Raw genomic sequence first — 13,176 nt, forward strand, 5'->3', positions numbered from 1 at the left:
ATTTTAATTCATGGAGGACAGCTCCCCGGATATCTTAAACAAACTGTTCCATAATGTTTTCCTGATATCCGGGATGTCTGTATTCTTTTAAAAGTGCTGCCATTGCTTTCAGTGTCTCATCAGTAAGACTGTCAAGCATCTTAAGCCGTGTGTCACTGATGTCCCCCGAAGACATGGATTTGAGATATAATTCTTCCTCATAGTGCCAAAGCTTAAGCTGATTTCCATAGCGGGAAACCAGTTTCTGGGCGATACTAAGCCCTTCCGGATCAAAATCCCCGGCATAATAAATCTCTTTTCCGTTCTCTGCCAGCAGATCCAGCAATACAACCACGGAAAGGCGGAGCTGGCCGCCAGAACAGACGCAGGTATAATCCTTCTTACTGCGTTCTGTAAGACTGGAAAAAACAGAAGGATTTTCTACTACATAAATCTCATGTCCAACTGGCGTTACAGATTCTAAATAACTTATATTCTTCAGTGTTAAAATCTGGGATTCCTTTCTTTTTACGTACACTTCCATTCCTTCATGAAGAACTCCGCCCGATATAAATCCCCTGATTCCATGACAGAGAACCCAGTTATTTAAATCATCTTTCATAATCCCTGCACGGTAAAGCATTCCGGTTCTGCCTTCCACGGCGGTCTTATAAGGGATGCTTTCTCCCAGAATTGTGCGGATTCCAAGTAAAAGGTAGGTCAGACTTCTTTTTCCTTCATCGAAGTAATGGGGATTTCCGGAAACAGAGGCGGCAAATACGGGAAGCCTTTCATAAATGCCTGAAAATACCGGGAGCTGATTGATTCCTCTGCATATGACAGGAAGCTGATCCTCCAGCCAATCAGTATTGGAATGGTAATCTCTTACCATCATAGTGTTTAAAGCGCTCCCTTTTACCAGAGCGTCTTTTAACCACGTTCCTGCATAAGTTCCCTGAAAGAGGCTTTCATACTGCCGGAAATGCTTCTCCATTTGGGCTTCTTCCTTTGTTTTTCTGTCTTTATTTGAAACCAGTGTGTCATTTAGGACCGCAGATACAAGCGTTTCTAAGCTGCAGCCTGCAAAACGCGTCTGATCCATGGATTTTTTTATGCGCTGGACCGTAACGGACAGCGTTTTTCCCGGTTTTACCTCCATCTGAAGAAAGCCCTCCAGTAACTCAGCCTCTTCCTCAGTCAGTTCCGGAATAACAATACTTCCGCCCAGTCTGGAAAGGGACTGGTATTTCTCCCTCAGTCCCTTCATTAAGCGCCGGAATCCCGGACATCTGAAATACTCCACTGCCTCCTTAAGGAGCTCATCCCCGTTCCATTTCTCCATCCTTTGCAGGCCTCCGTACCTTTCCATTCCAGATATAGGGCAGCACTGAGACAAATTTAGCATTTTCCTTCCGCAAAAGCTGATAAATTGCAAGCTCCGGAACGGTCTCGCAGTCTCCCCACAAAATCTGTGAATTAATAATAAACTCAAAATCCATATCAACCATAAGCCGGAACATATCACTGATATTCTGCTCATCCACACCGGCAAATGCCTCATCTAAGGACACCAGCCTGGGCGCGTCGTCTCTGGCACCGTCATATTTGGCCACTACAGATGAAAACAACGGAACATACATGGACATGGCCTTTTCTCCGCCGCTGAAGGTGAAGAATGCATTATTGGTAAGCTCTTTTCTGTTTTCTCCCGTTTTCTGAAAGAAGAGCTGAAATTCAAACCACTTTCTGTAATCCAGTACCTCTTTCATGACTGCATGGAAGCTCCGGACACTTCCTGTATCCTCCATGATTCGTCGCGCTTCCTGGACCTTGGTCTGAAAATGAAGGGACAGCTGTTCTAACTCCTCTTCCCTCATCAGTCCTGCATCCTTTTTCAGCAGCTCTACCAGTTCCCTGGTATCCAGCTGTCCTTCCTCCTCCGCTTTTTTCTTCTTCCACACCAGACTCAGCTTCAATCCGCTGGAAGTATTCATACTGCCCATGAGCCGGTTCATCTTTTCTACCCAGCTCTCACTTTTATAGATTTTATAACGGATTTTCTTGCTTACTGTATTGGCCAGTACGTCTTCAAACAAGGTTCTGTCGCTTTCTTTTACGAGACTTTTCTGAATCTCTACATCTCCCGCCAGGCCACTAAGAAGAGTATCATAGGATACCTCTCTGCCTTTATATTTGGCAAGTATGACAAGACGTTTAAATTCCGGCTCTATCGTCCCTCTCGGCAGATCATCGTAATCTTCTTTTCCGAACACCGGCTGAATGGTCAGATTATAGTCCACCAGTTCACTTAAATTCTCGTAAAATCTCTGCTGGAGCAAGCTGCTTAATTCTCCGCTGCTTTTTAAACTTTCTGATTTCAGCTGACGCAGAACGCTGCCCGCCGCTTCAGAAGGATTCTCCCATGATAATCCTTCCAGTCCGCTTACGAAAGACAGATTTTTCTCATCAATAAGAGCCTTTTTAAGAAGTTCCAAATCCAGTTGTCTTTTTTCCTTCTGCTCCCGAATGGCAATCAGTCTGTCCTTACCGAAATTATAATCCTTTTCATAACCGCTCTGTTTTAAATAACAGTCCTTTAACTCATCCGGAATGGCAGCAAGACGTTTGATGCAGTACTCCAGCTGTTCTCTCACAGCTTCATAATCCTTTGCTTTTAACTGTTCGTCACACGCCAAAATTGTACTGTTCAGGCTTCCTATTTCCCGATTCCTTCTGCCGATCTCATAGCGGATCTCATCAAGAAGAATAAAAATCTCTTCCATACGGTCTTTCAGAACCCTGACATTTTCAAGCGTATGAAGATATGACTGGTGCAGCAGCTCCAGGGTTCCGATGGAATCATAATAAGACAGAGCCTCTTCTTTTGCTTCTCTGTATATAGAGAGCTCGGCCTTTAAATAAAGCTTTTTACTGTTTTCGGCTACAGCCAGTCCTGCTTCCGTCAGTTCCTTTTGAAGCAGGGAAACTTTCTTTTCCTTCTCCTCTAAATCTGCTTCCAGTTTCTCTATGTGCTCCAACGTCTCATGCAGCTCCCTGACCGCCTCCCTCACATCAAGCTCTGAGGGATATCTGGAATATTCTTCCTCAAGACATGTAATCCTGTCTCTGTTTTCTGACAGCTGTCTTTTTGTTTCCTCCAGCTTCCCGGAGTATTCAGAAAGCTCTTTCTCTAAATCCTGTATCTTTGCCAGGCGGTACTGTTCTCTGGCTCTGACACCAATAAATTTTGCTTCATAGGAATGGGTAATCGTACCTTTTAATATTCCCAGACCAAATCTTCCCTCTTCATCAATCCAGGTCTGACCGCCTGCTGCCGTAGCAACCGCTCCCAAAACATCAGAAAGCTCCTGATAAAACACAATGTCGTCCACATCAGAGGAGACCTCCAATAGTCTGGCAATATTCTCCTTCACCTTGCCGATATCACCAAAAATATAGGTATCTCTCATCCCCTCCCGGGCTGCCAGCACCTGTTCCTGATAATTTGCAGGCACGACCACTGCATCCAGCATACCCATGCAGGAGAGCGCCTCCTCCAGCCGGTTTCTTTTACCTGCATCAAGAGCTTCTGTAAAATCCACAACCTTATAAAAAGGATAGTAAGGGATGTGTTTTTCCTTCATCCACAAACGGTTTGCAAGTACAGGTTCCTGCTTTTCAGGCTCAGGGTCCTTCCGGTTCCTCCAATCCTCAAGCTCCTGTCGCTTTTTCTCACAATCTGCTTCTTCCAGCTCTCTCCGGTGCTCCAGCTCCACACCTGCTTTTTGAAGTGATGCCAGAATTCTGTCTTTATGGTCCCGAAGCATCTCCCTGGCTTCAAGGGGATCTGTAAGTGTATCGTAGGAACGGATTCTTGAGGTATAGTAACGTTCTTCCTCCTCGGAAAGTATCAGCTGCTGATTGCTTCTGGCCCACTGGTAAAATGCCTCTTCCCACTCACTTTTCACTTCTCTGCACTGCTCTTCCTGATCCTTTATAAGGAGAAGAAGGCGTTGCTTTTCCTGTCTGGCTTTTTCCAGTCCGACCAGTTCCTCCTCCTGTTTTTCAGCAATCCGCTGTCTTTTTTCCAGAAGAACGACTCCTAGATCAATATCCCGCCGGATCGACGCCATCTGGTCTCTTAAGGTATGAAATGGATATGGCACAGCAATCTCTTTCTTTAAATCTCCGGACATAAACATATGCTCATCAAAGCTGAGTACCTGAAGTCCTGCTTCCATCTCATCAAGGGCTTCTTCTATCTCTTTTTCCTGCTGCTCCAGTTTATCCGTCTGCTCTTTTAAGGCATAGGAAAGCTCGGTTTCCTTCCTGGTCCTCTCCTCCAGACTTTTTTCCTTTTCCTCCAGCTCCTTCTTTGTCTGAAGAAGCTTATTTTCTGCCTCCAGCTTTTGTTCCATCAATTTAGAGAGATCACTGCTGTCCAGACGTTCCTTTTTTTCCTGAAGTGTGGTTTGTTCTATATGGAGAGCTTCTTCTCGCTGTATTTCCTGCTGACGGTTCTGGCTGCTTTCTTCTATCTCCTGCTGTACCCCTGTATATTCCTTTTCATATTGCCTGTATTCCTGATCCGCTTTCCTGTACTGATCTGCTTTTTCGTACAATACTGCACGGTTGTACTGCTGATAGACTTCATTGATTCTGTCCGCTGCCTTTTTGCCGGTTTCCAGCTCCGTAAGCCTTGTCTTTAAATTATCCATGTTCTCTATCGCCTCTGACATGGGGCGAAGGTCTTCATCGGACAGGGGTGATAAGGAGCCGCTTAATATCTCATTCAGTACGGTGGGCTTAAAGTCCTTAGAAAGCTTCGGCGTACGAAGCTGTATGAGCAGATCAACCAGTTCCTTGTACTCTTCCACATTTTCATAACCGAATAGAGTATCGTTGACCAGCTTCATGTAGTCGTTCTGACCATCGATTACCTGACCTCCCTCTCCCAGACGGTTGGTAAGCTCCACTCTGCTTAAGGTAATCTTATTTTTCAGTTCTTTGTAAAGGAAAAAATCCCTTCCTATGCGCCGTCCATCCCGGATAATAAAATGCCAGGAATCCAGCTTTTTATTTCTCTTTGCACAAAGTCCGATTCCAATCGTAATGTAGGAATCGCTGTCCTTTCGCTTAAATTCCATATATAAATAGCCGGTCCGCTCTTCCCGTCCGTCATTTTCCTCAAGAAGGTAGTTCTCCAGCTTTCTGGCTCTGGTCCCGAAGGGATCCAGACGCTCCGCTGCCTTGTTGCCGTCTAAAAGCAGTGGAATAAAGCTCTGCATGGTAACAGACTTTCCCGATCCATTGGCACCGCGAAGCAGCAGACGCCCATCCCGGAAATGAAATTCTTCCTCATCGTAATACCAGAAATCAATCAGCCCGATCCGGTTAATCACCCATTTACTGGTTTTCATTGGAATTCTCCTCCTCGCTTAATTGTCCCAGATAACGCTCCGGATATCTTCCTGAAAGCTTACCCGCCACAGGCATAATTTCTGCTTCTTCTGTCACCGGATCAATTCTTAAAAAATCCAGATCTTCCATCTCTTCTAAAAGAGTCTTTATAAACTCATGGTCCGGCATCTCACGAAACGCCTTTGAAAATCCGCTTCCATATTTCGTTCTTGTGGTCCGTATGATATCCTCAAGCTTTATCAGCGGAAGGGCAATCCTTTCGTTGACACCTGTCTTTAGCTCCCCTGCTTCAACCAGGCACCTGATCTCTCCATGGAGAAGCAAAACAGCGTCAGATAAGCTGTTTCTGGCCGGAAATATTTTTCCAAGATCTCCTGTTTCCCCAAGGATTAAATAAGCACTGGATTTATAAACCTGAAGAGAAGCATCGATTAACTGTTCCAAATCATTCTCAATTACACTCCGGTAATTCTTTACATAGTTAAAATCCTCATCCTGCCCGTTCTCCCGGTACAGACCAAGGGAAAGCAGCAGCTTGCGGTATACCCTCTGCCGCCTGATCACACCTCTGTCTTCATTCATGTCCAGCCATTCACTCTGAAAAAAGTCGGATACCGTTTTATTCGTACTGATATCCCTGGTAAATATTCTTGTAAAATATCTGGAAAGGCCTGTATTTTCATATAAGGCTTCTGTCTCTAAATCTGCGGCAAACTGATCCCCATTCCCGTCATCCATAACAAACAGATCATTCTTCATACAAAACTTCATCACGCGTACCAGTCTCTGACGATTGGAAAAGACGGTCCACGGCATCTCCCCTTCCGGATAGTTCCCTGTAATATATTCCGACAGCTGGGAAAGAACAAACTGTTCCTCCGCTTCCTTGTCTTCCAGAAACATAAGAATCACGCAAAAAAGAGCATAATCAGAGATATCCTTAAATTCTCTGATTCCCATCCAGGGAAGTGCTTCTCCCGGCAGCTTCTCCAGCTTTACCAGGCTGCTGTTGCTGATAATCCGGTATCCCAGCTTTTCCACAAGAAAGGGACGAATCTCACTAATTTCATCCTTAATCCGGTAATACTTATCCCTTTCCCGGTATTTGGATATCCACCGTTCATTCATCAGTTCTTCCAGTATATTCACAGTTCCTTTTCCTCCTCAAATCGAAGCACAAATGCGGGCATCTCAAAGCTGCCATCCTGGCAGTTTACGATGCAGCGTTCTTTGGTCTGCGGGTTTTCCACATGATAAACACGACCGTCACCGGTTTTCCCCAATCCGTCGCCTTCCAAAGCCCTGGCAAGCCAGCGAAGGAGGATATTCCTGGCGCTTTTTTCAAGAACAGGAAGTTTATCAAAATGGATTTCTCCGTTTTTTAAGAAGCTGTCCATCATAAACTGCTCCCTCTCCTGCTTTTCCATCTCCTCTTTTCTGGCCTGCTCCTTCTCTGCAGAATAATCTCTGATGAAGCTTCGCTCTGCCCTCTCTTTGTATTCCCGAATCCTGGGGGCTATCTCCAGGATACAGGGAGGTTCTTCATAGATCCCTGCATTGATGCTGTCAGTGGTCTTTTCAAAGTTCCCCTTTAAATGCATGGGTCTTTCCACACCAAATACAACCGCAGACAGGCAGTGCGCCTCCTTAAGATCACTGCAGGCTAAAAATGTCTCACACAGCTTTCTGTACTCCTCCTTGCGGTTTGCGCCGCTTGTGAACTGCTCGCTGATCTGTGTGGCATAGCGGGTAATTCTTCGGATGCTTTCATTGGTCATGTCAAACAGCCGTGAGGCCTCACTGGGTACCCCGGCTGTCTCCATAAACCATTCCTCCATGCTTGTAAAACGCCCTTTGGTGCGCTCATACAGTTCTTCTCTGTCAGGTTCCATATCCAGACGGGGGATAGATAGCTCGTATTCCACCGTTTTTTGAAATATCAGTTCAAGAACCGGGGGAGTAATGCGTTTCATGATTTCCTCGATTACGCCTACATTCATCTGGAGACCTTTTACGAAGGAGCGGAGGTATTCAATGAGCTTGTCCTTATACATGAGAAACTGAGCGGTCTTCATTAATTCCTCCGCTCTTGCGCTGTTTAAATCTCTCATATAGTCCTGATAGTTCTGGTTGAGGCGGATGAAATCGTTGTTTAAGCTATTCCACCAGCCATAAACTTCTAAGGGGGATTTTTCTGATATTTCAAAGATTTTTGATAGTTCGATACGGATCTTTTCAAGGAGTGTAGGCTCGAGGGAGGCGCCTTCCACGAAGAGCTTTTCCAGCCGAATGGTCATTCGCTCGATCTCTACAGAATATTCTGCAAGCTGATAACGGTACTGCCTGTTTTTAAAGGCTTCGATGGAGGTCACCCGCTTTGTATCCTGCATGGTGAGAAGGTTTCCCCAATGGACCAGGGCATCTAAATCCTGGCGGCACTGATCGATGGTATAGTCGGAGAATTCCGGGTGGGATGAGAGTTCGCGGTGGATTTCATCTTGCTCCATCCAGTACTTGATCTTCTCATACTGCAAATAGAAATAGCGGAGAATGACACGGTAACGTCTGGCATTCTCCGCCGTTAAATAGGCTGTTTCACGGATTGGTTTTAATAGTTTATCGGTTAATTCCATGGCTTTGCTCCCTGACTGCGTTTTATGTTGTTATGATAGCAGATGGGGGGAGGGAATTCAATGGTTTTGGAGAAATATGTAAAATTTTCAGATTTATCCTATTGCTAAGATTCGGAAATGCAAGCGTTTTACTCCTTTTTGTTCATGCAAAGTTTTTGGACGGTTTCAGCTCAAGGTCCAAGTTTTGACATTTTATACTATCATTAAAGTATAAAAAGAAAGAGTTTCCAGTGACACCCTCCTGCAAGATCGTGATCACTGGAACCATTGGTATAAAACCATAGTCATTATATCAGATTACACGGTCTCCTACAATGAGGAAGTCGATATTTTTTGTCGAGAGCAGTGAGACTTCAATCTGTCCAATATGTGGTCATCCTTTAGTCCTGCGGGATCATGTAAAGCGTATTGTAAAGGGAAAAGGCGACGAGATTCGCTGGCTCCTTATCCGCAGACTTTCCTGCACCAATGATAAATGCAATGCTATCCATCGGGAACTTCCGGATCTGCTTGCTCTATTCAAACACTTTGAAACAGATATCATTGCAGGTGTCCTGGATTGTCTGATCCCTCCGGACACACAGGGCTATCAGGTATCATCTTTGCGTGTGCCGGCCGGACACACGCAAAGATGGAGCAGGATTCATGCGAATCCCACCCCAACTATTGATAAAGTGCCTAAATATCTTAATTGCCACTATAATTTATACAATGTTTATGAAGACCAGTGCTATCCGCATTGTAATATAAATAACCTATATCTCTTTCATCTGTTTGTATAATTATATGTATTTTACTAGGACTATAACGTTTAACCATATAAGAATATTTACTTGCATTATCTCCTACAAAAGTAAGATCCTTAACTGAAACTTGATATTTCTTTGTCTGTGTATCATATATAAGTTCTATATGTCCTGAAATTCTCGCACTTACCTCTCTACCATTTGTATGAAGTGCTAAATAATCATGATGTCCATTAGTGAGTATTTTAAAACGAATGTCCCTATTATATGTTTTAGTTGATGCGAAAGCAGTAGTTGTCATTGCGATCATTAAACAAACTGCAATAAAAATACGAATTACTTTTTTATTCATGTTTTTTTCTCCTTTTTGATAATTTCCTGGATATCTCCCCCCTAACGAAAATATCCATAGTAATTATTATAGGGATTAATTACAAGACAATTTTCCCACTTTCCACTCAAATGGTCAACATATATTCCAATTTTGTACACTCTATTCATCGCATTATTCGACACTCGGTCATTATAATAACCGACAACTTTGTTTTCGAACGCAGAAACATGTTCGTACCAGTTCCAACAATCTTTGATTTTTTTCAGTTTAATCAGGGGCTTTTCGAAATATGCAGCAAAGATGCAAAGCGTAATCACTATGTTAAAAATGTTCCAATCGAATCCCTGTTTCAAGAAGATCAGGCGCAGATGCTTTCACTGAATGAAGTTCCGTATAAAGCCTTCCTGATCGAACCATGTAAAGCTGATAATTATGCAATGGTAACCTTTGACAATAATCTTTACTCTTCGTCACCTAAGTATGCACAGGAAAATGTATATGTAAAAGCTTCCAGTGACAAAGTGTGGATTTTAAACCAGTCCTATGAAATTATCATGGAACATAAAAGGCTTTATGGAAACGGGCTTCAATCAATGAAGTGGCCTCCGTACATAGATTTAATGTCCAAACGCCCCTGTGCCATGAAATATACTACCTTCTATCAGGAGCTACCAGACAACTGGCAGAAATATCTGGGAAAACAGAATGCCGAGGGCAAGCGGAAAGGCCTGACCTCTTTATATACAATGCTGCAGAAGCACGATATGCATACTGCAGAGAGTGCACTTGCATTTGCAATCAGCAATGGAGTAAATGATACAGACAGTATCCTTGCTGCATACAGGTCTCTTACGTCGCAAGTGCAGCAATTGCAACCAATGCAATTAAATGCAAATGTCATATCCATGCCTAGTTTTGCAACAAATAACGCAAGATATAATGACCTCTTCCGACAGGAGGTATGTCCCTTATGAAAGATCAGATTTATGAATGCTGTAAGGAACTGCGTCTGAGCATAACCTTCGCTGAAAACGCATTATCCATGTCTGGCGACACCTATCAGGATTATCTCCTCAAAGTTTTGAGGGCTGAACTTGATTACCGTAACAACAAGCGAAAAAAACTGCATCTGAAACAGGCAGGATTTGATAATATAAAAACATTTGAAGGATATGATTTTCGTAACATCATCATTCCAAACACAACAAGTATTGATGGAATCAGAACACTTGATTTTATGGACCGAAATGAAAATCTGATTCTTTATGGCAGGAATTGAGCCGGTAAAAGCCATATGGCAACTGCCGTAGGCGTAGAACAGCACTGAAAGGTAAATTTTAATATAATCCCTTAATTTTATCAAATTCAGCAATTGTGGAAATCTTTCTGCTGATTTGCTGTTTTCAGGCAAGCTATCCACATCACATATTTACACTTGTTCTGCGTCCTCTATTTTTGTGGATTTCTATTTTTCTGTTTTTAATTTACTCTTTTCAGTTATCACTGTCAACCAGCAAATTATAATTCCAACCGGCTGTAACTTTACTGCAAATTAATTTCTGCAACTACATATATTACCTATCGGTACGTGCTGTATTTTACTGCACGTTTTTTTCTGTCTTTCTATTGACCATTCCTTCTCATTCCCATATAAGTTTTTAATATAACCATAACAACAAAAATAGAGAAAGAACAGCCCCTCCTACAGTTCGTTCTTTCTCTTCACCAAACTAAGCGCCGCATGCAGGTCCAGGTTCAGGATCTATGTCCTATTTATGGTTGCCTGGCAAAAAGCAGTCTGCTTAAGTCCATCTCTATGATAAGAAAAAACTCTCTGTTTTGCAAGATTATTCGTATAAAAACTTCATCAAAAACTTTATTTCTTGATTTCATGCGCTCTTTTTAGCCTGATACTGTGGAATGTCCCATCTGTCATTCTAAAGGCAACTGTAAGATTCACGCTTTCTACTCCCGCTCTATCATCATCGATGACCATTCCAGACTGTTAACAGGGGGGGCAACTCTTCTATAACGATAATGCAGCTAACTTTCAGAAGGTATTAAAAGATGCCATTGCTACTTACGGAATCCCTGATAAACTTTACGTCGACAATGGTTCCCCCTATTCTAACAAACAGCTTTCCATGATTTGTGGCGCCGTTGGTACTGTGCTTTTGCACACCAGAGTCCGCGACGGCGCTTCCAAAGCAAAAGTGGAACGCCATTTTCGAACATTGAAAGAACGCTGGCTTTATACGCTTGATACGGAGCGCATTTCTTCACTGGCTGAATTTAACAGCCTTTTAAAAGACTACATGCGCTCTTACAACACCACCTTCCACACAGGTATTGACAGTACTCCTTTTACCCGCTATCAGGATACAAAATCTCATGTAAGGTGTCCCGCATCCAAAGACTGGCTGAATGAGTGTTTCCTTAATCGCATTACCAGGAAAGTGAATAAAGATTCCACTGTTTCCATAAACAAGAACAGCTTTGATGTGCCTATGCAGTTTATTTCTATAAAGTAGATATTCGTTATCAGCCAGATGACATGGATTCTGCCTTCATCCTCTATGACGGTAAGCACTTTCCTCTCCTTCGAACGGATAAAAATGCCAACTGTCATACCAAGAGAAACAACACTCCATCGATTGACTACTCAAAGATGGGAGGTTCTTCTAATGTATAATGACTTTTACGCACTTTCCTTCAATCCATTTGATAAATCCATTTCTGAGAAGGACTCCTTTGCTTCCAGAGATTTTAAAGAGATGTCGCACCGATTGGATTACTTAAAAGATATCTACTGCAAGACCCGGCACGGGAAAGTCCTACTGCCTCAGATGCTTCTCCAAAGGTCTGAACCCCAATCTTTACCATGTGGCTTATTTATGCCTGTCTACCATCTCTGTTGCAGAATTCTATAAGCAGTTCTGTTCTGTACTTGGTGTTTGATAAAGGAGGTAAGACCGGCATGTTCAAAGCAATTCAGGAGCAGATCTACTACCAGTACAAGGAAAAACGGCAGCCACTTTTGTTGGTCATTGATGAGGCACAGTATCTGAGCACCGGAATTCTCAATGACATCAAAATGCTGATGAACTATAGTTACGATTCCATGAATTGTTTTACCCTGATTCTTTGCGGAGAATCCCACTTGAATGACATTCTCCCATGAATCTCTTCGCCAAAGAATTACTGTCCACTATAATTACGCTGGACTTGATGACAAAGAAGTTGCTGCTTATATCCTGCACAAGTTGTTATTCGTTACTTTACCCACTCCAGATTTTTCTTGTTTCATGCAAATTAAAAGAAGGTACTGGATAAATCATTCTGATGCATTCTGCGACAGATTGTTTTATCCAGTACCTTCTTATGTTATCATAGCTTTGTTACTATATTAATGTAGCAGGAACCTCCCCTACCAAAGTTTGATTCCTGCCACAAGCATCACCCATGGTCTAAACCACAAATGTATACTTATGATAACTGTATTTACTGATTTTTGCAATCCTATTTCGCAAGATTTCTATGATAAAACAATCGCAAAAGTTCAATTCCATCAATTGACCTGCACCTGTGGTCATTCTGGTGGTCTTACAATTCACGGCTACTACTACCGCAGTATTAAGTCGGAGGAATCGGTTATCCGTCTGCATATTTGCCGGGTTAAATGCAGTTATTGTGGCACTACCCACGCTCTCCTATTATCTTCAATTGTTCCTTATTCCCAGACCTCCTTGTTTGATCAGGTCCGCATTATTTCCTGTTATGAAGATTCCGGTGATTTCTCTGCCATCATGAACCAGACACCTTCCATTGATGAAAACATCATCCGCTCCGTCATCCGCAGATACTTCCAGCACTGGATGCAGCGGCTTCTTTCCGCGGGCATTTCCTTCGATCCGGCTTTTTTCTTTATCCGCCGGTGTTTTTCATTCTTCAAGCGTCAATTTATGCAGATTAAAATAACACCAAATATCCTGTTCCTAAGACCCACATAACCTTACACGACTAAACGGCAGGAACCCTCTATATTTAAGAAAAACAAAGGAGG

Annotated in this window: 11 protein-coding genes; 6 read left to right on the forward strand and 5 right to left on the reverse strand. The window is 42.9% G+C overall.

The window, feature by feature from the left end; translation table 11 throughout:
* Nucleotides 1–34: 34 nt before the first annotated feature.
* Genes RZO55_RS18980 through RZO55_RS18995 form a run of 4 tightly spaced genes read right to left on the reverse strand, consistent with a single transcriptional unit; the run spans nt 35 to nt 8,033 of the window.
* Entirely contained in the window at nt 35–1,321 is a 1,287-nt protein-coding gene (locus RZO55_RS18980; protein ID WP_318065828.1) for a TIGR02679 domain-containing protein, read from the reverse strand.
* Nucleotides 1,299–5,399 carry a TIGR02680 family protein gene (locus tag RZO55_RS18985; protein WP_318065829.1) on the reverse strand — a complete coding sequence of 1,367 codons (4,101 nt, stop codon included), beginning with the start codon at nt 5,397–5,399 and terminating at the stop codon, nt 1,299–1,301. The genes RZO55_RS18980 and RZO55_RS18985 overlap by 23 nt, the downstream gene beginning before the upstream one ends.
* On the reverse strand, nt 5,386–6,549 hold the full coding sequence (locus RZO55_RS18990; protein ID WP_318065830.1) for a TIGR02678 family protein: 1,164 nt from the start codon (nt 6,547–6,549) through the stop codon (nt 5,386–5,388). The genes RZO55_RS18985 and RZO55_RS18990 overlap by 14 nt, the downstream gene beginning before the upstream one ends.
* Entirely contained in the window at nt 6,546–8,033 is a 1,488-nt protein-coding gene (locus tag RZO55_RS18995; RefSeq protein ID WP_318065831.1) for a TIGR02677 family protein, read from the reverse strand. The genes RZO55_RS18990 and RZO55_RS18995 overlap by 4 nt, the downstream gene beginning before the upstream one ends.
* Before the next feature lie 314 nt (nt 8,034–8,347).
* Between RZO55_RS18995 and RZO55_RS25935 the strand changes: the two genes are divergently transcribed.
* On the forward strand, nt 8,348–8,815 hold the full coding sequence (locus tag RZO55_RS25935; protein ID WP_369293235.1) for a DUF6431 domain-containing protein: 468 nt from the start codon (nt 8,348–8,350) through the stop codon (nt 8,813–8,815).
* Here RZO55_RS25935 and RZO55_RS19000 read toward each other — a convergent pair.
* Nucleotides 8,721–9,131, reverse strand: coding sequence for a hypothetical protein (locus tag RZO55_RS19000; RefSeq protein ID WP_318065832.1), 411 nt, complete (start codon nt 9,129–9,131; stop codon nt 8,721–8,723). The genes RZO55_RS25935 and RZO55_RS19000 overlap by 95 nt on opposite strands.
* Nucleotides 9,132–9,340: 209 nt before the next feature.
* Here RZO55_RS19000 and RZO55_RS19005 point away from each other — a divergent pair, with 209 nt between their 5' ends.
* From RZO55_RS19005 to RZO55_RS19025, 5 genes are all read left to right on the forward strand, one after another.
* Nucleotides 9,341–10,087 carry a Mu transposase domain-containing protein gene (locus RZO55_RS19005; RefSeq protein ID WP_318065833.1) on the forward strand — a complete coding sequence of 249 codons (747 nt, stop codon included), beginning with the start codon at nt 9,341–9,343 and terminating at the stop codon, nt 10,085–10,087.
* Nucleotides 10,084–10,392: an ATP-binding protein gene (locus RZO55_RS19010; protein WP_318065834.1), complete on the forward strand. Its 309-nt coding sequence runs from the start codon at nt 10,084–10,086 to the stop codon at nt 10,390–10,392. The genes RZO55_RS19005 and RZO55_RS19010 overlap by 4 nt, the downstream gene beginning before the upstream one ends.
* Nucleotides 10,393–11,200: 808 nt before the next feature.
* A complete protein-coding gene (locus RZO55_RS19015; RefSeq protein WP_500683314.1) occupies nt 11,201–11,644 on the forward strand; it encodes a hypothetical protein in 444 nt (147 codons plus the stop codon).
* A 446-nt stretch (nt 11,645–12,090) separates the two neighbouring features.
* Entirely contained in the window at nt 12,091–12,294 is a 204-nt protein-coding gene (locus RZO55_RS19020; protein WP_318065836.1) for an AAA family ATPase, read from the forward strand.
* 307 nt (nt 12,295–12,601) lie between these two features.
* Nucleotides 12,602–13,123 (forward strand): DUF6431 domain-containing protein, encoded by a 522-nt coding sequence (locus RZO55_RS19025; protein WP_318065837.1) that lies wholly within the window; start codon nt 12,602–12,604, stop codon nt 13,121–13,123.
* Nucleotides 13,124–13,176: the final 53 nt, after the last annotated feature.

Source organism: Clostridium boliviensis, from assembly GCF_033342255.1.
In the GTDB taxonomy this organism is placed as follows: Bacteria; Bacillota; Clostridia; order Lachnospirales; family Lachnospiraceae; genus Lacrimispora; species Lacrimispora boliviensis.